Source organism: Dyella sp. 333MFSha (assembly GCF_900102405.1).
Classification (GTDB): Bacteria; Pseudomonadota; Gammaproteobacteria; order Xanthomonadales; family Rhodanobacteraceae; genus Luteibacter; species Luteibacter mycovicinus.
Window position 1 is genome coordinate 1,231,936 of sequence record NZ_FNBR01000001.1, and the last position, 25,465, is coordinate 1,257,400.

A 25,465-nucleotide genomic window follows, 5' to 3' on the forward strand; every position below is an offset into this window, starting at 1 on the left:
ATGGAATCGTCGTCGAATCGCTCGTCGGGCAAGGATCTGGGTCAGGAAAGCGCGCCGCCGGAGAACGCGCCAGCCGCGATCCGGTTCGAGGCGCTGGAGCCAAGGGTATTGCTCTCGGGAGATGTGAATCCGGCGGCGATCGCGATCGACGGCAGCCTGACGGCGCCGGGGCAGCAGAACCATTACCAGTTCACCCTCCAGGACGACCGTCGGATCGTCCTGGACAGCCTCACCAACCGCAGCGACATCAGCTGGACGCTGAGCGGGCCGTCGGGAACGGTGGGCACCGCGGCGCTTGGTTATACGGATGCGGGGTACCGCTCTCCCGCGTTCGACCTTGCGGCCGGCACGTACACGCTCAGCATCGACGGCACCGATGACGCGGTGGGCAGCTACGCCCTCCGGATCATCGACGCCCAGGCGGCCGCCGATGTCGCCGTAGGTGCGTCCACCAGCGGATCGCTCACGCGGGGTAACGATTCCGCGGTGTATCGCTTCGATGCGAGTGCCGGTCAGAAATTCAGCTTCGACGGCCAGTTCGCCTCGTCCGACGGCACCTATGCCAACACGACCTGGCGCCTCGTGGACCCGTACGGGCGTGACACCGGCAGCAATGCCTCGGTCAACGGCCACACGGGATTTACGGCGGCGTATGCCGGCCAGTACCTTCTCGTCATCGAGGGCGCCATCGCCAACACCGCGCCCGTGGACTTCTCGTTCCAGCTGAATACGATCGCGGACACCGATCAGGACACCTCGCTGGATAAGGTCGAGACCTTCCTCGCACCCGGTCAGGGCCAGGAATACCGATACCACTTCCACGTCGATCAGGCGCAGTCCGTCCTGTTCACCAGCCTTTCCGGTCCCGACTATCTCTGGTCGCTCACCGGACCCGCCGGCAAGCTCGTCGACAATGACTACGGCAGCAGTGCCGGATCGCGGGATGCTTACTGGCTCGACGCCGGCGATTACACGGTGACCGTGACCTCGGCCTTCAGCGCGCCGGGGACGACGCCAAGCGGATTCGTGCTCCGTGGCACGGCGACCGCAACCTCCGTGGTGACGGGCGCCACGGTAAACGACACGATCGGCGCGGCGGACGGCCGGCGGCTTTACACCGTCGATCTGGTCAAGGGCCAGGCCTACGCACTGAGTGGACTGACCTCGTCGCAGGGTTACGTATCCTGGCGCCTGTTCGATGCCTACGGCCGGGCCGTCAACGCAGGCAATTCGGCGGCGGCGTTCCTGAGGTTCGTCGCCGGCACGACCGGGCGCTACACGCTGGCCCTGGGGACCAGCGAGACCCAGACCGACTTCGGTTTCTCTTTCCAGGCCGTGCCGGATATCGTCACCACCCTCGATCCGGCCTCGTTCGATCTCGCTTCGCGCATCAGCGGCGCCGTGGGCCTGTCCGGTCAGCGCAGCGTTTACCGCTTCCATCTGGATGCCTCGACTTCCCTGGTCTTCGACACGGCACAGGCGACCAGCGGACTCGCGTGGTCTCTGACGGGTGCTTATGGCAGCGGATTCACGCGCCGATACCTGTCCAGCGATCAGGACGACGTAGCGGCCAACGGCCTGCCGCCGGGTGATTACGAGCTCGTGGTCGACGGCGACCCGGGCGTGACGGGTACGTTCGCGTTCGCTATCGGCAAGTCGAGCCCGGATGCGACCGGCGGGACGCCCGTCCAGCCGCCCGCGGACGCGCTGCCTCTGACCCCTTCCAGCGTGGTTTCGGGTGCGCTCGGCACGTGGGATGCCCAGGCGGTCTATCGCTTCCATGTGAGCACCGACGGCGTCTTCGCCTTCGACAGCCAGAGTCCGTACTCGTCTGCCATCTGGTCGCTGAGCGGCCCTGGTGGCGTCGTCTTCGACCAGCGTCAGATCTACAGCGGCGACATCGCGCTGTTCCTCGTCGCGGGTGACTACACGTTGACCGCGCAAGGCGCCTCTTCCGAGTGGAGTTACAACAACGGCAACTACGCGTTCCAGCTGATCGACGCATCGGCGGCCAACAGCATGCCGCTGGGCCAGCCGACGACCGGCACACGCTCGCCAGCCAGCGCCACGCTGGCCTGGCGCGTCGACGCCACGGCAGGGACGCGGCTCAGTATCGCCACCTCTTACACCGGGTCGTATGCGACCTACGTGTTGATCGACCCTTACGGCCGCACGGTCGTTGGCCAGTACGACCCGTTACTGCCGGACTATGTGTACGACGTGGCGATCTCCGGGACCTACACGTTCCTGGCCGTGGGCTCTTACGGCGCGACGGGAACCGGTCGCGATACGGTGACTATCAGCCAGGTCGATGCGCCCAGCGCGCCGCTCGCGCTCAACGACGCCATCGCAGGCTCCCTGGCCGGTCGCGCATCCGCTGCCTCCTATACCTTCACGATGGCCCACGCGGGCTGGGTCACGTTCGACGCGATCGGTGGTACGACGTCGTCCAATGTGCAGTGGAGCATCACGCGCGACGGTTCCGTTCGCGTGGGCTGGTACACGGCGACAAGCGACAGCAGCCCCTTCTGGATGGAAGCGGGCGAATACACGTTCGCCGTGCGGAACACGGTGAATACGCCGGCGAATTACCGGCTCCGCCTTCTCGATGCGTCGGGTGCGCCGGATGTCATGCCTGGCACGGTCGTGACCTCCAACGGCACCGGCGACCAGATTCGCAGCTTCCACCTGCACGGTGAGGCTGGGGAGCAGATCTACTTCCAGGCTCTCAGTGGCGCGAATGCCGCTGGCTGGCGTCTTCTCGGCCCCGACGGCAGGGTCGTTTACGACAGTTACTATTTCTCAGACGCCGCGAGCATCGCGCTGACCGGCACAGGTGACTACCTGCTGCAGATCATCCCGCGATCGAATCTGGCCGGGCAGTCGCTCTCGCTCGACTTCACCATCGGTCAGCGACCGGTCACCGCCAGGCCCGTTGCGCTGAATACGCCGGTAACCGGAAGCATCGCGTCGCCGGGGGAGTCGATCCGCTATGGCTTCACCCTCGATGCGGCGGACATGGTGTACTTCGCCCCGACCGCGTTCGATAACAACACTCTCTGGAGCCTGACCGGTCCTCGCGGCGTCGAGTTCACCTCACGCAACCTCGACCGCACGGGCATGCTCCTGCGCCTTCCGGCGGGCACGTACGTTCTGACGCTGACGCGCAGCGATCTCGCGGTGGGCGGCTTCGGTTTCTCCATGATCGGCCGCGCGGCGCAGGCACCGCTTGCCGCCGGCGCCACGGCCAGCGCGACGCTCACGATGAGCGACCACACGATCTACGGGCTCGATCTGGCCGCGGGCGACTACCTTCCGGTCCTCACCGCCACGGGCGGCGATGCGTACTGGAATCTCTACGACAGTTTCGGCCAGATCGTCGCCTACGGCGCGACGTACTACAACGCCACCGCGACGACGCTGCGAGGGGGACACTACACGCTGGTCGTCTTCCCGTCGGGAGTGCAGGGTCAGGTCGTTACCGTGGCCACCAGCGTGCTTTCCGTCACGCGTGAAGTGCGAACGCTGGTACCCGGCGAAAGCGTGCATGATGTCATCGCCGCGCCTGGACAGTCCTGGAGCTACGACTTCACGCTGGCAAGGCCGGACGTCCTGCTGCTGGACGCGCTCAATGAGCGCGACGATGTCGACTGGACACTCACCGGTCCCGAGGGGCAGCTGACCGGATCCTCCGCGTTCCGCGATGTCACGAACGGCACGGCATTGCCGTATGCCGGAACGTACCGCCTGACGATCACCCCGCGCGGACTCGCCACGGGCGACATCGACTTCCGCGTGCTGTTGCTCGGCAGTGCGACGACGCTCACCGTCGATACCCTCGCGGCCACCTCGCTGCCGTCGACGGGCGCCGTCGTCTACCGTCTGGACGCCGGCGTGCGCGACTACGTCAAGCTCGCCGCGAGCCAGAGCGGCCAGACGTTCGAGGTGTATCTCCTCGACGCCAACGGGCAGAGGCAGGGCGGCTGGACAGCCGGTTACGGTGCGGACGGCACGCTGATCCTTCCGGTCCCCTCGGCAGGTACCTGGTTCATCGAACTCCGCGCGGCCGGTGCTCCTTCCGGCACACCGATCGACACCAGCGTGACGCATCTGCGTGCCTTCGAAGGCGACGCCACCCCCGGTGCCGGCGTCAGTGGCCATGCAAGTGAACCGTCCGTGCCGCAGGTTTGGCGCGTCGCACTGAACTATCCGACGCGCTTGCTCATCGGCGGGGACGCGGGCTCCGCCTTCACCTGGATACTGCGTGGCGCGGACAACAGCGAGGTCGCCCGGGGGACCGGCTCGACCGCCCTGCCCGTTTCCCTGGGCAATGGCACGTACACCCTGGAAATCGGCGGCGACGGCTTCGTCGGCGATTTCCATCTCGGCCTGGTCGACCTGGGCACGCTGGCGGCGCTACCGTTCGATGCGGTAACCCAGGCCAGCGTTGACGCCACGGGCACCGCTGTCTACCGCATCGAGGCCGATGCCGATCTCACCGATCTCGCCCTGACCGTCTCAGGCGAGGTCGCCGTCGATGTCTACGACGGCGCGGGCAAGCGCGTTTACTCGGCCAACGGCCCGGTCACCGGCGCGGCCATCGGCAGGTCGCTGGCGAACGGCGTCGACAGGATCGTGGTCATCCGGGGTGCGGCAGGTGCGTCGTACACGATCGCATCGACCCGCAAGGCGGGGCAGCCCGGGACATCCATCGACAGTGTCACGCTCGGCACCGACTTCAGCGGGACCCTCGCCCATGCGGGCGATAAGGCAAGCGTTCGCCTCGTGGTGGCTTACGACCAGATCTTGCCGCTTGGCGAACTGCTACGCGATACCGGATCGCGCGCCGTGCGCTGGCACATCGCGATCGGCGGCGTGATCCACGACGGCAGCGATCCTGCCACGCTCGGACTGCTGCTCGCCGCGGGCGACTACACCCTCACCGTCGAGGCGCTTGCCGACGATGCGCTGTTCGCCTGGCACAGCGTCGATAGTGCGGGAGCGACTCCGGCGTTCGACGGCGATACCGCCGTCACGATCCCGGCTGGCCGCGATTCGGCGATCTATCGCATCGATGTGCGTTCTCCGCACGCGCTGAGCATCGCGGTCGCCGGCATGCCTGACACGGCATGGAAGCTCTATGGCGCGGACGGTGTCCTTGTGACATCGGGCACCTCGACGACATCGATCGATACCCCGTTGCTGGATGACGGCCGCTACATCCTCGTACTCGCTCAGTCCATCCGCCAGACCGATGCGACCGGCACCCTCAGCATCACGTCGCTGGGGCTCCCCGCCTTGCCTGCGGACGGTAAACTTTCGGGCACGCTGGCGCGTACCGGTGACGGCGTCGCGTACGCCATCAGCGTACCCGCGGGCGGCCTGTTCCAGATCGACAGTCCGGTATCCGCGGACGGGGTCCGCGTGAAGCTCATGCGGCACGGCGTCGATGGAGTCTGGAGCGACATCGGAGCCCTCGCTGGGGAGCCGCGCTATCTGGCGTCGGGCGACTACGTTCTGTTCGTGCAAGCCACGAGCGACGATGCCACGTATGGGCTTCAGAGCCTTTCATCGTGGTCCGCATCCTCCCTTGACGCTGGTCCGGTCGCGACCGCCCTGCCGCAGGCGTCCGGCTCCGCGTTCTGGACCGTCGACCTCGCTCCGGGTCAGTCGCTGGCCGTGACCTTCGCCTCCGCGGGAAGCGACATGACGTGGTCTCTGCGGGGTCCCGACGGGTCGATCGTGGTCGACGCCACCAGGGCAGGCACGTTCAGACTCGGGCCCGTCGCCGAAGGCCGGTACACCCTCGTGGTCCACGGGGGCGGCGACAACGACGACGGTCATTACGATGTTGCCGCGACAAGCTATGTGCCGACGGTGCTGCCGTCAGGCACGGTCACCGGCCAGACGCCTGAGCAGCCGGGCGTCGCGGCGTACTCGCTGGACGTCGCCACCGGCGGCAACTTCCTTATCTGGAACGGTGACGCCGGCACCCAGATCACCGTGCTCGATGCGAACGGTTACGCAGTGCTGCGCGACGGAAGCTCATCCTGGGTGGATAAGGGGCGCTACACCGTGCTCGTCGGCGCAAGCGAACCGGGCACCCCGTTCGCGTTCACCTTGCTTGACCTCGATGCGGCCACACCGGCCGGCGCGACGACCATCGGCGCGACGCTCGTGGATGACGCGTCCGCCGCGGTCTACGCGCTGCCCGCGGATACCGCCGTGACCGCGCTGTCCCTTCAGATCACCGACGGCGACGAGAACGATCTCGCGTGGATGATCGTGCGGAACGGACAGACGATCGATCAGGGTCAGGGCGCGTTTACCGGCTCGCGTCGATTCGCGGGCGGCGGCTATCGGCTCATCGTGGCCCGGAGCCAGGGTGCGTCGGGCAGCATCACGTTCGCTCTCAGCGCGACGCCGGTAGAGGACGTGGTCAAGCCGATCGCGCTGGGTACCGCGGTACCGCTGACGATCGACGACACGAACGATTATCGCCAGGTCTTCGGCTTCGAACTGACGCACGATACGGAGATCGCCATCGTCCTGCCGCTTGGCAGCGACATTTACGCCTTCTACCGCGTCGTCGATGCGCGTGGCCACGCCGTGGTCGACTGGAATTACACGGGCTACCAGGCGAATCCCCTGTCGCTTGCGGCGGGCAGCTACCGCCTCGAGTTCGACCGGCAACGCGGCGACGGCGAACAGCCGCCGTCCTTCGCCGCGCGGTCGGCGGAAGCTTCCGGCGAAGGCGATGCGATCACCACGGTCACGGTGCTCGATCTTGCCAACGCTCCCCGGCTTGCCGACGGAGGTACGGTCGATGTCGAGCTGCACGGCCCCACGGACTCGGCATGGGTCCGCATCGAAGGCCAGCCCGGCGACACGTACACCCTCACGTCGACCGATCAGAACGCGTCGTCGTTGTCGTGGGAGATCCTGGACACCCAGGGCGATACGGTGACTTACGCCAGCGGCGGCCAGTCCGTCACGGTCCTGTTCGATGCCTCGGGCCGGTTCTACATCCGGGTCAACGGATCGTACGGCTCCGGGCGCCTGACGCTGACAGCCGCCCGCACGAATCAGGGGAGTCAGGCGTCCCCCGACGTGGCGATCACCGACGGCGGCAGCCAGACGGTGGCGTTGCAGGCGGGCACCACCCAGACGTTCACGCTACACGTCCAGCAAGCCGACCTGTTCCGTCTGATCACGCAGGACTATCTGTATTCCGTCTCCTGGAGCCTGCTCGACAGTACCGGCAACGCCGTCGCCGGGAGCCGTTCCATGAACTCCACCGAGTGGCCGACGGTCAGACTCGGCGCGGGTGACTATCGCCTCGTCTTCACGAACCAAGGCGACAACGTCAGTTTCGACTTCTCCGTGCTCACGCTTGCTTCGGCGACGCCGATCGATCCGACCGCCACGGCCATGACGGGCACGCTGACCGCGATCCCGGTGAAGGCAGGACAGACGTACTACATCACGCCCGCGGCGCAGGCACGTCTGGTGATCTATGGCAGTGACCTGTCGGTGCTGGCCGACCTGTCCAGCGGGGACGGCAACGGCGGGCTGCTGACTTTCACCGCGACGGCGGATGGCTTCTGGTACGTCGACCTGCTGCAGTCCGGCTATACGGCGGACTATTTCATCAATCGCCCCACGCCAGCGATCGTCGATACGGTCAACGACGGACGCGTCCCGCAGATGGGCGCGGTCGACATCCGCACGGTGCATGTCGACCATGCCGGGCGTTACGCCGTCGGCTTCGCCTTCGGCTACGACAATGTCGTGCTCACGAATCTTGCCACGGGCGAGCGCTTCGAAGTCGACAACAACAGCAGCCAGCGCTACATGGTTCTCGATCTGTCGCCGGGCGACTACAGCTTCTCGATCGCCAGCGCCCAGGGCTCCTACAACTGGGGAACGACCTACCGGTTCGCGTTCTTCGACCTTGCGAAGGCGACGGCCACGGCCGCCACCGGTTCGACCAGCCTCACACTCGCGGGCACCACGCCTGCGTTCCAGCGCATCGATGGCAAGGCGGGTCAGCAGCTGTTGCTGACCAGCAGTATGGATGCCGACTCGGCCATGCCCGCGCAGTGGACGCTGTTTGACGACAATGGCCAGGTGATCAGTTCGGGAGCGACGGGGACTCCCGCGCTCCTGCCGAGCTTCCAGGCGGACGGAATCTACTATCTGGTCTGGACGCAAACCGATCCGGATGCATCGCCGACGGTCGACGTCACGCTAGTGGACGGCGGTTTCGAGGCACTGCCTTCCGCCAGGCCGGGCCAGACGCTGCACATCGCACCCGCCGGTCGCGAGGGCAGCCAGTTTGCGGCCAGCTACAGTATCGACCTCGCTAACCGCACGCCCATCGTTCTTACGACGGGCGGCGCGCCAGACACGATTACCTGGGTCGTGACCGGCATCCATGGCATCGTCGCTTCCGGCAACCTGGGCGACAACTATGACGACATGCAGCTCGCCACACTCGACCCCGGCCGCTACGTTGTCACGTTCTTCGCCGACGGTGCCGCGGCCGCCTTTGACGTGCGCTTGCTGGACACGCAGATGGCGATGCCGATCGCGCTCGATGAACCGGTGCATATCGCCGCCGACGCCTCCCAACCCGCGATGTTCTGGCTGACCGGCAATGGGGCGTTCCGCGCGAATACGGAATCCTTCGGCTTTCGGGACGGAGCTTACGGAACCTGGAAGCTGTATGACGAGAGCGGCCATCTCGTACGGACAGATTCGTTGCAAACGCCTTACCCGACATACATTGGCGGCGGGCGCTACCTGCTCCTGGTCAAAATCCAGCCCTCGGCGGCATTTCCGGACGGCGCACCGGTCACCTTCGCTCTCAAGAGCCCCACGGATTTTTCGTACGGCCAGAATCAATCGTTGCAGGACGGCGCGTCGCTCAGGTTCGACCTCGACACGCCACGCCACGTATTCGTGGACATCACTCAGTTCAATGGTGCCGTTCAGGCCTGGACGCTTTACCGAAATGGCGTTGCCGTCGAGCAGGGACACTTCACAGGCGTCGGTGCCGATGCTGGCCTGTTGCTCTCACTCGACGCCGGCAACTACGAGCTCCGCGTCAACAACGCGTGGCCCAATTATCTCTCGGCACGACTGATCGACCTCGACAACGCCCCTGCCCTGTCCCCGGGCGACGGGATCTCGAGCCAGAACATGGACGGTTACGCGGACGCCTGGCGGCTCGATGCCAGTGAAGGATCGGTCTTCCAGCTCTCCGGCTCGGACTACTACGGCACCTGGTCGCTCTATGACGCGTTCGGCCATCGCGTCGCTACGCTCTCCGCGGGCGACAGCGTTGCCGCCATGCCTCGCACGGGCACTTACCTTCTGGTACGCGACAGCTACGGAAACTCGTCGTACACGCGCTCTTTCGATGTCACCGTGTCCATCGGCGTTCCGGTCGCATCGCCGATCGTCATCGGCACGCCAGCCGCCATCACGCTGCAGGGTACGGGCTACCGGGATTACGTTTTCGACGCGACGGCCGGACAGATGCTATGGCTGGGATCCGCGAACGGCAACTTGCGCGCCAACGTTGAGATCTTTGACGCGCATGGCATCCTCGTCTATGCGCATGCCCTGAACGGTCTGGGCACGCAGGCTATCCATCTCGCCGACGGCGGACGCTACACGATCCGGTTCACCAACGTCGACGGCTATGCGCAGGACACGCGGTTCACTCTGTCCAGCCTCGACGGCGCTTCCAGCATCGTGTCGGGCAACGGTGCCACCGGCATCCTCCATCCCGATGGTCAGGCCCTCGCTTATCGCGTGACGGTCGACCAGAACGGCATGTTCGCGTATGACCCCGGCTCGCACATCTACAACAATGGCGGCGCCACGTGGAAGCTTGTGTCGTACCTGGGCGACGTCGTCGCCAGCGGTTCGGCGGACTACTCGAGCGGCACGCTCCATATCGTGCCGGGCGACTACCTGCTCGTGATCGTATCCAGCAGCTGGTACACGGGTGATATCCCGGTGGGCTTCTCGGTCTCCGTGTCCGAGACGCCGCTGCCCATCGGCAGCATCGCCTCCGGTTCGCTCACGGAGCTCGGCCAGGTCTCTTACGGCCTGACGCTCAGTGAACCCCATCTGCTGACCTTCGATAACCTCGACTCGTCCAGCGGCCTTACCTGGCGCCTGATCGGCGACGACGGCCAGGCGTTGATGAGCTCGTCCGTCGCGGGCTCATACAGTTACTGGTCCTGGACGGTTAATCCGACCGTGATGGTTCCCGCCGGCCACTGGACGCTGGTGATAACGAACGGCAATACGTCAACGGCGGCGTATCGGTTCCACGTGATCGACGATCAAAACGTCAGCGCCACACCGCTGGATACGGCCATCGACGCCACCCCTGCCTTCAATGAAGTGCGCACGTACGGCTTCGATCTGGTCGCGGGTGAGAGCTACTACTTCGACGTGCTGCCGGGCGAATTTGCCACCGACACGTCGGCAACCCCCATCGCCTGGACGATTCTCGACCCGAATGGCCACCCGGTGATGAGCACGCGCTTCCTGGCGTCATGGGAAGGCGTCTACGACACCGATGCACAGGTATACCGCTACCGTCTCACCGGCACCGGCTTCGACCTGCCGAAACTGGCTCTGAGCGGCCGCTACACGCTGAGCGTCGAACGCTTCGACAACGGCACGGCGACATCGCCCGGCGTCGCCTTCCGCATGGTGCACGTGCCCGTAACCGAAACGGTCGTGCTGGACACGCTCGTGACCAACCCCGCACCGGATCTCGCGGTGAACCAGGTCGCCGTCGCTCCGGCCAGCGATATCCATACCGGCCAGACCATCGACCTGAGCTGGACGCTCGAGAATCGCGGTTCGATCGCCACCACGGGTACCTGGAACGACCGCGTCGTGGTGCGCAACGCCGCCACGGGCGCGATCATTCTCGACATCGTGCTGCCGTACGACGCCACGGATCCGTCCAATGCGCCCATCGCCGCGGGCGGTGCCATCGTCCGGCACGCGCTGCTACACCTGCCCGATGGCGTGGACGCCAGCGGCACGCTGTCGATCACGATCATCGCCGATTCGGACAACCTGCTGAAGGAAAGCAATGCCAGCGGGACGGCCGAAAGCAATAACACGGCGCACCTGGACATCGATGTCACACTCGCACCCTACGCGGACCTGACCGTCGCCGGTCTGTCGCTTTCTCCGTCCAGCGGCTTCGTGCCGGGCCAGCAGGTCGCCGTCGACTGGACGTCCGCCAATGCGGGTAACGCGGACATCCTCGCGCCGTTCAGTGAAACACTCGAGGTACGCAACGCCTCGACGGGTCGCATCGTCGCCACCGTGACGCTTCGCGACGTACTGAACGACGGCCCCTTCGCCGCCGGCGCCACCAAGGCGCGCCACGCCACGTTCACCTGGCCGGACGGCGTCGATGCGGCGGGCAACTTCACCATCCGCGTGATCGCGGACAGCGCCAACGACGTCGCCGAGGCCAACGCCGCCGGTACGGGAGAAGCGAATAACGTCGTCGCCGGCAGCGTAGCCGTCGGCCCGGACCTTACCGTCCGCAACCTGCAGATCGTCACGTCCACCGTCCAGGCCGGTGGCCTCGTCACGGTCACCTGGGAAGACTGGAACGACGGCAGCAGCCCCACTAGCGCCGCCTTCAACGACCGCATCACCGTGTCGCGTGCCGACGTTGGGCTGGTGCTCATCGACGCCACGCTCCCCTACGATCCGCTCGCTCTGGTCGACGGTACGGCCAATGGTCCGATCGGTCCGGGCGGCCACAAGCTGCGCAGCTACACCTTCCGGCTCCCCGACGGCGTGCGCGGTGCTGGCAATCTCGCCATCACCGTCACCACCGACCAGAACGCGGCCGGCGTCGGCGTTCTGTACGAGGCGAATCTGACCAACGATGCCGAGTCGAACAACAGCGCGGCGACTACCGTGCGCTCGGCGACCACGTCGTATGCCGACCTCAGGGTCAGCGGGCTCACCGCCCCCACCCAGGCGGCCGGTGGGCAGACCATCAACCTCGGATGGACCGTCACGAACCAGGGCGGCGCCATCACCGGCGGCGCGTGGACCGACGAAATCGTGCTGAGCAAGGACGGCACGTTCGGCAATGCCGACGATATCGTCATCGGCAGCATCCGTCACACCGGTGTGCTCGGCGTGAACCAGAGCTACGCCCAGGCCCTCGCCGTGACCCTGCCGCTGCTGGCGGAAGGTGGCTACTACCTGTTCGTGCGCTCCGACTCGCGCGCGGAAGTGCTCGAGCCAGATACCCGCGCGAACACGATCAGCACGGCGACGCCGCTCAACGTCATCGCGTCGTACACCGACCTCGCGGTGACCCAGGTCACCTCGCCTCCCAGCGCGAACAGCGGCGAGAGCATCAAGGTCACCTGGACCGTGACCAACGCCGGCAACCTGGCCACCGATGTCGCCCTCTGGAACGACCGCGTGGTTCTTTCGCGCGCTGGCCAGGCCGATGTGGTGCTGGCGGGTTCCGTGGTCCACAGCGGCATCCTCGCAGCCGGTGGCAGCTATACCGCCACGGCCACCCTGACGCTGCCGCGGGACCTGGTCGGTGACTACACGATCCAGGTCATCACCAACCTCAACAACGCCGTCACCGAGGGTGGCCGCAGCGCCAACAACACGCTGACGTCGTCCACGCCCTTGCATGTCGTGCTCGCGCCGGTGGCCAACCTTACCGTCACCGAGGTGTCTGGCCCGGCCGCCGTCCGCCCGGGCGACAGCGTCACGGTCGCCTACACCGCGAACAACACGGGCAACGACGCGACGACCACCGCCTGGCGCGACATCGTTTACCTCCGCGACGCCAACGGCAACCTCACGGAAGTGGGCAGCCGGTTCTACACCGACGCGATGGCGGCCGGTGCGCATGCGGCGCGCACCATCACGGTAAGCGTGCCGACGCAGCTGGCCGAGGGCGTTTATACATGGGTTGTCCGTACCGATACGGACAACACCGTCTACGAGCGCGATGGCGAAGGCGACAACACGACCGCCGCCGCGGGCAGCGTCACCGTCGCCCGTCCCGACCTCGCGGTCGTCACTGTCGGCGGCCCGGCGACCGTGCAGTCAGGCACATCCCTGCACGTCATCTGGCATGTCGACAACCACGGTGGCGCCGCCACGGGCGACTGGGTCGACCAGGTCTTCCTGTCGGTGGGTGGCAAGCAGACGAAGCTCGCCGACATCGTGCATACCGGTGGCCTCGCCAGCGGCGCAGGCTATGACGCCTCCGCCGACATCGCCGTGCCGCTGGATGCACGCGGCGAGTACGAGATCATCGTGATCACCGACGCGGGCCGCGTGCTGGACGACCACTCCCGTGCCGACAATACGGCGAGCACCGCCGTCCTCGTTCAGCTGGCGCCCCATGCCGACCTTGTCGTGAGCGCCGTGCAGGCGCCGGCCACGCTGATCGCCGACCCGGCCACCCTCGCGGTGAGCTGGACGGTGACCAACGCGGGTACCGGCGCCGGCGACACCACCGGCTGGATCGACCGCATCATCCTGTCCACCGATGACATCATCGGCAACGGCGACGACCGCGTCGTCGGCGAGGTGCGTCATGATGGATCGCTGGTCGCGGGCCAGAGCTACCGGGGCGACTTCACCACCCTGCTGCCTCCGGGCCTCACCGGGCGGTACAAGCTCTACGTCGTGGCGGATGCTACGAAGCAGGTCTTCCAGGACGGTTCCACCACGAACGACACGCTGGCCGCCGATCACTTCGTCGATGTGATGCCCAGGCCGTATGCCGACCTCGTCGTGCGGAACGTCTCGACCCAGGGCACGGCGATCAGCGGGCAGCCGCTCACCGTGACGTGGGCGGTGGCGAACCAGGGCATCGGTATCACCGATCAGGCCGAGTGGTCGGACAGCGTGTGGCTCAGCAGCAACGCCGACGGCACGGGCAGCCGGATCAACCTCGGCGGTGCCAGCCACATCGGCCAGCTCGAGGTCGGCGACAGCTACGTGCGCAGCATCAACGTGACCGTGCCCAACGGGCTTTCCGGCACGTGGTACGTCAATGTCCGCACGAGCGGACCGTTCGAGTTCATCTACGGCGACAACAACGAGGGTCACAGCGCCGCGGTACCGGTGCAACTCGCGCCGTCGCCCGACCTCTTCGTGCAGGCCGTCAGCATGCCGGCCAGCGCAGTCGAAGGCAGCGTCGTCGACGTCGCCTGGACGGTGATCAACCAGGGCGATGCCCAGGCCGTGGGCACATGGGTCGACACCGTGCTCCTGGTCCCTACCAGCGGCGGCCAGGCCATCACGCTCGGCACGTACACCTATGACCGTCCGCTTGATGCCGGCAAGACCTACACGCGCACCGAGCAGATCCGCCTCCCGTCGAAGCTCGAAGGCCTGTACCGCATCGAGGTCATCACCAACAGCAACCTGGGCAAGGACAGCGCCGCACAGGTTTATGAGTACGGCAGCGCGCGCGACAACAATCTGACCATCGCTTCCACGGCGTCGCAGGTGGTGTTGCAGGCACGTCCGGATCTGCAGGTGGATACGGTCGCGATTCCCGGGACGGTGACCGCCGGTACGAAGGTCGGCATCCAGTACACCATCGTTAACCAGGGACCGTTGCCCGCCAGCGGCCACTGGCGTGACAAGGTCTATCTCTCGCTGGACGGCACGCTCAGCGGTGACGACGTGCTGGTCGGCGTGTTCGACAACGGCAGCGCACTGGCGCCGACCGAGCGCTACACGAATGCGTCGGGTTCCATCGATATCCCGATCACCTATCGTGGCGACGTCTATCTCATCGTGGTCGCCGACGGCGACTTCAACGTCGATGAATACCCCAACGAAGCCAACAACCAGAAGGCGGTGAAGTTCCACGTCGACCCGGTCCCGTTCGCCGATCTGGTCACCAGCAACGTCGTCGCACCCGACCAGGCGGTGCACGGCGCGACCATCCAGGTCGACTACAAGGTGACCAACAGCGGCAGCGCGACCACGCGTGGCGTGGATGCGGCGACCAACAGCTGGACCGACACCGTCTGGCTGGCCAAGGACCCGCGCCGACCGGGCGCCAACCGCGGCGACATTCTTCTCGGCCAGGTCACCCACACCGGCAACCTCGCCGTCGGTGCGGACTACCTCGGCAGCCTGCGCGTCACCATCCCGGACAGCACGCTCAGCGGCCAGTACTACATCACCGTGTGGAGCGACGCGTACGACAGCATCCTCGAGGACACGCTGGCGTCGAACATCAACCTCGATGACCCGACCCAGCTCGATAACAACAACTACAAGGCGCGCGCGATCTCCGTGCTCGGCATCACGCCGCCCGACCTCACGGTCACCCAGGTCACCACACCCGCGAACGTGGATGCGGGCGGCAACCTGAGCTTCAGCTACACGGTGCAGAACACGGGCGACGTCTTCACTGGTGGATGGACCGACTACGTGTACGTAGCCGACAACGCGGACCTGTCCAAGGCCACGAAGATCTGGCAGATCGGCACGTACACGCAGAGCCGCACGCTCAACAACGGAGAGAAGTACACGATCAACCAGACCGTGCAGCTGGCGCCGTCGATCACCGGTCTGTACGTCATCGTCCAGACCGATGCGCTCAATGGCGTACGCGAGACCAATGAGACGAATAACCTCAAGGCCGTCGCCAGCAACGTCGTGGCGCATCCAGCCGACCTGCAGGTGACCTCGGTGGTCATCCCCACGCAGAACTACTCCGGCGAGCCGACGCCGATCACCTGGACGGTGACCAACAAGGGTGAGGCCGTCTGGCCCGGCACCACGGCGTGGGTGGACTCGGTGTACATCAGCACCGATCCCACGTTCATTCCGTCGCGTGCCACCGCGCTGGGGGCATTTACGCACTACAACACGGCGGGACTGGCGGCGGGCGCGAGCTACACCGTCACGGCGAACATCACGCTGCCGGCGGGTACGGACGGGCGTTACTACATCTACGTCATCACCGACACGGGCACGTCCGCCGACCGACTGGCCACGCCGACGCCGGTCAGCAAGGCCCTCGACGAAGTCACCAACGGCGGTACGAACCAGTACGCGCTCGATGTCTATGCGCGCTCGGTATACGAGGGCGCCAACGGCCAGAACAACATCGGCAACGCCGGCATCGACATCACTTACCGTGAAGCCGACCTGCAGATCGACACCATCTCGATCTCGAACCCGACACCGCAATCGGGCGACCTGGTCACCGTGACCTGGACCGTGACCAACCGGGGCGACCGCGACACGCGCGTTTCGTCGTGGTCCGACGGTGTCTACCTCTCCGTCGACGACACGCTGGACGCCAGCGATACGCCGCTGCCCGAAGGCGACCGTTACACCAACCCGGCGCGTGTGGCGGGTATTTCCCTGGTCGACGCCAATGGCCAGCCGCGCTATCTGAAGCCCGGCGAGTCCTACACGGCCAGCGTCACGTTCCACCTGCCGCAGTCCATCAGCGGCAACTTCCACGTCATCGTCAAGGCCGATACGTCGACCACGAAGGACTGGGATTACTCCAGCCCCAGCACCATCCGCGATGGCCTCGACGTCCTCCGTGGCAGCGGCCCGGGCAGCGTTCTCGAGTTCCGGGACGAAGGCAACAACGTCGCCTCGCTCGCCCTGCCGATCACCCTGGCGACGCCGCCCGACCTCACCGTCTCGGTGGTCAGGGCGCCCGAGCACGTGGTGGCGGGACAACCGTTCGTCGTCGATTACACCGTGCTGAATGCCGGTGGCGCCACGCCGAGCGATCAGGGCAACTGGAACGATCTGGTTTATCTGTCGCGCGACCGCTTCCTCGACGTCAGTCAGGATCGCTACCTCGGCTACCTCGGGCACAGCGGCGGTCTCGCCGCCGGTGGCAGCTACGACGGTCGTTTCACGATCACGGCACCGTCCGATCTGGACGGCCCGTGGTACGTCTTCGTCGTCACCGATCCCGCCCGTGCGTTCGGCTCTGGCCCCAGCGGCGCGGTGCTCGAGTTCGGCAAGGACCAGAACAACGCCACCGCCGCGGTCCAGCCGGTCCTCATCGAGATCCCGCCCCCGGCCGACCTCAAGGTCGACAGCGTGACCGTGCCGGCGACGGCTCAGGTCGGCCAACCGGTGACCGTGACGTACACGATCACCAACGACTCCGATAACGCGGCGCACGGCACGTGGACCGACGCGGTCTACCTGTCGATCGACAACACCTGGGGCCTGACCGACATTCTGCTGGGCAAGGTCGTGCACAGCGGCGACCTCGCCGGGCACGCCAGCTACACCGCTACCCTCACCGCGAACCTGCCGCCGCTGAAGGACGGCAGCTGGCGGATCATCGTCCGGCCGGACCTGTACAACGAGGTGTACGAAGGCGCGATCAGCTATGGCGTGAATGGACTGGTGATGGCTCCCGGCGAGGCGAACAACCTCACCGCCTCGGCCGCCACCATTCAGACGGCCGTGCCCTCCCTCCAGGTCGCCAGCCCGAAGGCGATCACGCTCGACGACGGCGTGTCCCAGCTGTTCAAGGTCAGCGTGGCATCGGGGCAGACGCTGCGCGTGCTGCTCGATTCGCTGGCCGCCATGGGCGACAACGAGCTGTACATCCGCTACGGCGATATACCGACGACCTATGCGTACGACGCATCGTACTCCAACGCCTCGGCAGCCGATCAGCAGGCGGTGATCGCCAGCACGCTGGCCGGCGACTATTACATCCTCGTGCGCAGCCGCGGCGGCCACGCCGTGGCGGCCACGCTGCGCGCCGACCTGCTGCCGCTGTCGATCACGGCGGTAACGCCCGACCATGGCGGTGTCAGCGACGACGACCATCGCTGGGTCACGCTGGACATCTACGGCTCCAGCTTCCAAGCCGGCGCCATCGTCAAGCTCACCCGCCCTGGCGTTTACGAAGCCGAGCCGGATCGCTGGCAGGTGCTGGACGCCACGCATATCCGCGCCATCTTCGATACGCGTGCCTTCCCATACGGTCTGTACGACGTCACGGTGATCAACCCTAACGGCCAGAGCGTGACCGAGGCCGATCGCTACCTCGTCGAGCGCGGCATCGAAGACGACGTGACCATCGGCGTCGGTGGCCCGCGCAATCTCGAGCCGGGTGACAGTGCGACCTACACCGTCTCGCTGCAGAGCCTGACCAACGTCGACACGCCGTACGTGCGCTTCGACGTGGGCGCCGTGGAAATGGGCTACAACAAGTACCTGATCGATGGGCTCAACCTGCCCTTCCTGGTGTTTGGTTCCAACGTGGCGGGGTCGCCATACGGCAGCGTCGCCAACTCGGCCGCCAACACACAGGCCTATGGCCAGACACCGTCGTCCTCGTCGCGCACGGATATTCCGTGGGTGTCGCTCGACGGCACGCTGAACACCGCGGGCTACAACCTGGCGCCGGGCTATGCGTTCGATGTGACCGCTGGCGGTTTCGTCGGCATGACTTTCCGCCTGCAGACCTATCCGGGCCTTACCGCGTGGATCAACCGTGACTTCTCCGGCCTGCGCGACGCGCTCTATGCGTTGCATCCGGACTGGAAGGCCGCCGGCCTGCTCGACGAGGGCATCAACGGCCTCGACAAGATCCCGGGCGGCGAAGGACTCGCGGCACGCTTCCGCTCCACGGAGCCGGAAGACATCCTGACCAAGCTCGAGCTGATGTCGGAATCGTTCGAGTTCAACATCGTGGCTTCGGCCACGGCGTTGACCCGTGCCGAGTTCGTCGCCGAACAGACCACCTATGCGCTCAAGCTGCGTACGGCGATCCTCGCCGATGCCAGCGCACCGACGAACCTCGCCGTGCTGGCCGCCGATCCGTCGACATGGGTCAACGGCTGGCTCGCCGCTCTGGAAACCGGCGGCATGCTGCGCCCGGCCGACCAGGCCGCACCGATCACCAACAATCCGCAGGTCGTCAGCCTCAACGCCACGCTAGCGGCCGGCATCCTGCTGTCGAAGGCCGGTGACAGCTATCGCACCCAGGCCGACCTGCTTGGCTTCTTTGCCAAGGTGCAGCAGTGGTATGGCGATACGGCCGCTTACGCCGGCGATCCCAAGGCCACCACGGGCCCGATCGACCACTTCGAGCATCGCGAAGACGACGAAGGCAACGAAGTCGACATCCCGGTGCCATCGCTGGCGAACGCCGCCGACTACGACCTGCATACCGGCCGTACGCTGCAGTTCGAGAACTTCACCGTGTTCGTCGGCGGCCAGTCCGAACTCGAGTACCTGCGCGCACAGGGCTACCTGGACGAGAAGTTCAATCCGCTGCCGGGCAAGCCGCTCAACCTCGCCCAGTACCTCACGCTGATGGCGGCGCGCAGCGGTGCGGACGACAGCGCCATCACCGTGCAGGGGCCGCAAGGTGTCTCCACGGCGGCGGACGGCAGCGCGTACGTGCCTGCGTCCACGGCGCTGCCCTACGCCTTCAACTTCAGCAACACGACGAGTCAGGGCGTCGGCCAGATCCGCATCGTCTCGCAGCTCGATCCGAACCTGGACGCGCGGTCGCTGCGTCTGGGCGATCTCAAACTGGGCGACATCAACATCCATGTGCCGACCGATCGTGCCAACTTCCAGGCCGATTTCGACTTCACGGCGACGAAGGGATATGTGCTGCGCGTGAGCGCGGGCATCGATATCGAATCGCGTATCGCCACCTGGCTGATCCAGGCGATCGATCCGTCCACCGGCGAGGTCATGAAGGACCTCACGCGTGCCCTGCTCGTTCCGACGGCAGGTGCCCTGCTCAACGGCTTCGTCAGCTACACCGTGGCCGCATCGGCCACCGCAGTGACGGGAGCGAAGGTCGGTGCCGCGGCGCGGATCTTCTTCGACGATACGCCGCCGGTCGACAGCGGCACGCTCAACGTCACCCTCGACGCCGGCGTACCGAAAACCACGGTCACCGTCACCAGCCTCGGCGCCAACGGCGCCGGCGCACCGCAGTACAACGTCAAGTGGACGGCACAGGACGATGCCAGTGGCATCCGCTTCGTCACCGTCTATGTCGCCACCGACGGCGGTGACTTCCGCATCTGGCAGCGTCAGGTCGGACCGGATCGCACCGAGGCCGTGTTCACCGGTGAACAGAGCCACACGTACGAGTTCCTCGCCGTGGCGACCGACAACGCCGGCAACCGCGAAGCGGCGAGCGTGACCAACGCCGTGCTGCCGGACGACGGCGGCAGACAGAGCGTGCTGGATGGTCTGGGCGTCACACCCGGACTGGAACAGACACCCAGTACCCCGGCGGCGGCCCCCGATCGCGACTATCCCGAAAACACCCTCTTCCAGCAGGCTTCGCAGCTTCTGCCGGGTGTTGTCGCGACGTCGAACGCGGGTGACTACAGCAACGTGCTCTCGCCGTTTACGGCACGCGGTTTCGCGGACGGCTTCGCCGCCGGTTCCGCGGATATCGGCGCCATGGCGATGGTCGAACTCGCGGACCACAGCGTGTTGTTCAGCGCCGGTGCGCAGCGCAACGAAGTGTTCAAGGTCGGCAAGGACGGCGGTCACTCGGTCACGCCGTTGTTCGTCCTCGACAGCCCGGTCCTCGACATGGCCGTCGATGCGTACGGGCAGCTATGGGTGATGACGGGCAACGAGCTGATCCAGGTCGATGCCGGCAGCGGCGCGATCCTGCGTCGCATGCAGGGCCCGAGTGGCCAGCCGCTGACGCATGCGCTCGCCATTGCATCCAACGGCGACATCTACGTGTCGTCGGGCGGTGGCATCGAGGTGTTCCACCCGAATGAGACGAATGCCGCCGCGGTCTGGCAGCACTTCAGCAATACGCGCGTTGGCGACCTGGCGTTCGGCCCGGACGGCCGTCTGTGGGGTGTGCGCTGGAGCGGTAGCTCCATCACGTCCGCCGATCCGAACGGCAGCACGGAGATCGTCAGCTTCCCGATGAGCGGGAAGACCGTCGGTCGCGCGGAGCTCGAGTACCGTCTCACCGGGGTGGTCAGTTCCATCGCGTTCGGCCAGGCGGGTACGCCGCTGGGAGGGCTGTTGTTCGCGTCCGGTTCGCTGGCGCAGCACATCACCGTTGCAGGTGTGACCGATACCACGCATGGCTCGACCACGTGGATGATCGAGCTGGAGTCGCGCCGGGTGTTGCAGCTTGCCGGCGGCGGTACGCAGGCGGAGGCGATCGTCGCGACGAGCGATGGTCGGATTCTTGTGGCGCAGACCAATCATGTGGATGAGATTGCGCCGGCGCACGCGCCGAAGGTGGTTGCGACGAGCGTGCCGGATGGGGCGTTGGTGCCGTTGCCGCTGGGCGAGATCGCCGTCGTCTTCGATCAGGATATGTTGACAGGATCGCCTTCAGATCCCGCTAGTATCCTGAACACCGACAACTACGTTCTGTTGGACGATACAGACGGAAGCGTCCCATTCACCGTATCGAGCGTTCGATGGGACGCACAAAAGCACACGGCTTACCTGAGCGTCCCCGGTCTCACGAGTGGCGCTTACCGCCTCAGCATCTCGAGCGACGTAAGCAACATAAGCGGTCAGACGATGGGGACCCCGAAGGTCACCAGCTTCACCGCCCTGCTTGACATGTCTGCCCAGGTAAAGCTGACCTTCTCCGGTACACGCTCAGACCACACCACGGGCGCCATCAGCTATGACATCACCGTGACGAACGTCGGCACGGACAAGATGTATGCCCCTCTCACGCTTCTGCTTGATCCCGGTGCTTATTTTTCCGGTTCCTTTGAAGGCTCCGTCGCCGGCCCCAATGGTCTATGGCTGATCGACTTGTCCGCGGTCCTGAGCGGCACCGGATCCGTCCTGACACCGGGCGCAACGACAGGCGTCGTTACGGTGACCGTGATTCCAGCCGGACACCCCATTGGCAACTGGCAGCTTGCCGACCTTGCGCGATTCGATATCGGCCATGGCGTCTATGCTGTGCCGCAGGAGAACATAGCGCCGGAAATCGGGGTTGTCGTCGTTCCGGCGCCGCTCGACCCAGGTAGCGTCGATCCCGATGCCGGCGACGATGTCTCCGTTCCCAGCGACGTGCCCACCGTCGACTACGATACCGACACCTTCGCCGTGCCAGCGACGATCGGTAGCGCCTGGACCACGGAGCTGGATGCGATCGATGTCGATGGAACATCGTTCTACTGGCAATTGGTCACAGCACCGAACGGTCTCACCCTCACGACGTCCGGTGGCGCCACCGTCGACCAAGACGGCTTTTATCATTCACGCGCCACCCTGTCGTGGACACCGGCGGTCTACGCGTCAGCTGACACGGTAGTCGTTGTGAGGGTCCAGGATAGTCGTGGTGGATTCGCGCTACGTACGCTCCATCTGCCGGTAGTCGGGGGCAACACCGCGCCTACCGTGACGCTGCCTGAAAGCGTCGCGGTGAACGAGGGTGAGGTACTTCACGTGCCCATTGCACTGTCGGATGCGGACGGCGACACCCTGACCATCAGCGTCTCGAACCTTCCGCCAGGTGCGAGCTTCGACGCTCGTACCCACACGATCGTCTGGACACCTGGATACGACCAGGCTGGCCGGTATCAGAATGTCCGCGTTACGGTCTCCGATGGCAAGGTGAGTACCGAGACCCTCTTCGACATTCTGGTCAACCAGGCATACGCCATGCCCGTGTTGCCCGCGGTAGCCCAGCAAACGGTACGTGAGGGAGACGCCCTGGGCCTGCAACTGAGCGGGAGCGTTCCGGGAGGGCTGCTGCGTGCCGACGGGACGAAGACCATCCTCAGCTACGACCTGATCTCGCCACCCGCTGGCATGACGATCAACCGGGATACCGGATGGCTGACCTGGAAACCCGGGTTCGATGATCACGGCGACTATGTCGTCACGGTTCGTCTCACCGCCACCTATACAGCCCCGGACGGCACTATCGACACGCGCACGGTCAGCCAAGTTGTAGATCTGACTGTCCTCAATGCGAATGGCGCTCCGGCATTCGACAGCAACCTCGCTTCGCCGTGGAATGTGTTGGAGGGCCAGCAACTTCGCATCAGCGTGTTCGCCTTCGATCCGGATAACCCGAACTTCGCACCCAAGATCCGTCTGGGCTCCGTCACGCAGGACCCGTCAGGTAGTGCAGTATCGGCTTCGGTCACCTATGAGATAGTCGGCTTGCCAGCCGGCGCGACATTCGATCCGGACACGCTCGAAATCGATTGGATTCCTGGATACGCGCAAGCGGGCACTTATCACGTGACCGTCACTGCAACCGACAACGGCGACGGCACGGGGACGGTTGCGCGTAGCGTGGTAGTCATTCCGATCGTCGTGGCGGACACCAACCGGCCACCCGTGATTCAGCCTGTCCAGAACGTCATCCTGGACAAGGGTGCCACGCTGGACATTCCGATTGACGTCCTGGATGTCGATGGTGACGCCGTCGACCTGTTAATCAATGGCCTGCCGACCTTCGCTTCCTTCACGCGTAGCGATACCAGTCATCCCGGCCACATCACTGGCTATATCCATCTTGCTCCGGGCGACAACGACCGGGGTGACTACACGGTCAACATCGTTGCCCACGACAACGGAAATGGAGATCCGGGGCGGATTCTCGCGCAATCCATAAGCTTCGTCGTAACGGTGCGAAGCCTGACCGAGCCGCCGAAGATCAATCTCCCTGCCCAGGTCGTGGCCGTCGCAGGCCAGCTTATCTCGATCCCCATTTCTGTATCCGATCTTGACCAGGACGGCCTGACGATCGAAGCCGCTGGCCTGCCACCCGGAGCAACGTTGACCATGTTGCCGCAGTACGGGCAGGCCATACTCACCTGGACCCCTCGCGATAGCGATATTGGCTCATACGATTTCGCCATCACGGCGACGGATAGTGGCCTCCCTCCCAGGGATGCAGGATACGTTGACCCCGCGACACCCGTCCCTAACGTCGTTACCCGAAATCTTCACCTCGTCGTTCGCGCATCCAATGCCGCGCCTCAGGCTTTGGGGATCTCGGTCAACGGGACCCCTGTCGCGAGCACGGGCGATGAAGCGTCCCCGGTCACCATCGGAACGATGGAGGGCGTACCGACCACGATCGATATTTTCGCCCGCGACGCAGACGACGACGCGATCAACTGGACCGTACAGGGCCTGCCGACCGGCATGCTGTTCAATGTGCAATCCGGAAGGGCGACACTAAGCTGGACACCCGGTTTCTTCGCAGCGCAGAGTGACAATGTCGGCGGTACCCTCCCTGGGACCTACCGCTTCAGCGTAACGGCGTCGGATGGCACGGCCAACTTCGTGCGCCGCTTCGAACTCCACGTCGGAAATGTTGACCAGGCTCCATTGGTCCTGCCGATGCCGCTGCAGCTCGTAAATGAAGGAAGCACACTAACGTTCACGCTGCGCACGGCGGATGCCGATAACGACTCCGTACGCACCTCGCTCGTTTACGACGACCTGCCGGCGGGTGTCCTATATAACGCCGCTACCGGCAATTTCGAGTGGACCCCGGCCTACGGAACCGTCGACAACGCACAGGAATCGAGCAAGGACTTCGCGTTCACCTTCCTTGCGACCGATGGCGTCCTGAGCAGCACCCAGGTTGTCCATGTGAGGGTGTTCGATACCAACCGGCCCCCGACGCTCGCGGTGAGCAATCACGCGATCACGATCGGGCAGTCGATTTCGCTACCGGTGACATTCGGCCTGGGAAATGGTCTTGTCGTCCTCGATCCCGATGGCGCAACCCAGACCGCTGGCCTGACCGTATCGTTCAGCGGACTTCCGGAAGGCGCTACCTACGACGCCGTATCGGCTGCTCTACACTGGACGCCCGGCCCCGCCCAGGTCGGTGATTTCGTCGTGACGGCGCTCGTAAGTGATGGCATAGCGAGCGTTTCACGCACGTTTACGATAAGGGTCGTCGCCGATCCGGCCGCAAATGCTCCTGCCATTCTCATCGACAGCGTGCCTTCCACGCCGACGGTGCCCGGTCAGACCGTGCTCGTCACCGTAAGAACCAGTAGCTTCTCCACGATGAACAATGCCACGGTGCAGGTGCGCGGTGCGGCGCTGGGCAATTCGGACTGGCAGACGGTCTCGCTGGATTCATCAGGCCGCTTCCGCGTTACCTCAGTAGCGCCGGGTTCGTTCGAGGTCCGGGTCCAGGCGACGGATATCGACGGCTTCTCCGCGACGAAGACTGCCACGATTCTCGTACGCGACCCAACGGATACAGCGGCCCCTGTACTTTCCTGGACTGGCCCGCTCACCGGTGCGACAACGACCACTCGTCCCGTCGACATCGCGCTCGCAACGATGCTTACGGCAACCGTCGTCGAGGCCCAGGCGATGGGCTTCCGCCTCCAAATCTCCTCTGCAGGCTCCGGCGCATGGCGCACGCTGGTCAACGTCGGCCTGGACG

The 25,465-nt window shown here is 65.4% G+C and carries 1 protein-coding gene (cut by a window edge); it reads left to right on the forward strand.

All coding sequences use genetic code 11. The features are described 5' to 3' along the window. Positions 1-25,465, forward strand: partial view of an Ig-like domain-containing protein gene (locus BLT40_RS05535; protein WP_090352066.1) — the 5' portion only. It continues 10,808 nt past the right edge of the window; the window shows 25,465 of its 36,273 coding nt (coding positions 1-25,465); its start codon is at positions 1-3; its stop codon lies off the right edge, out of view.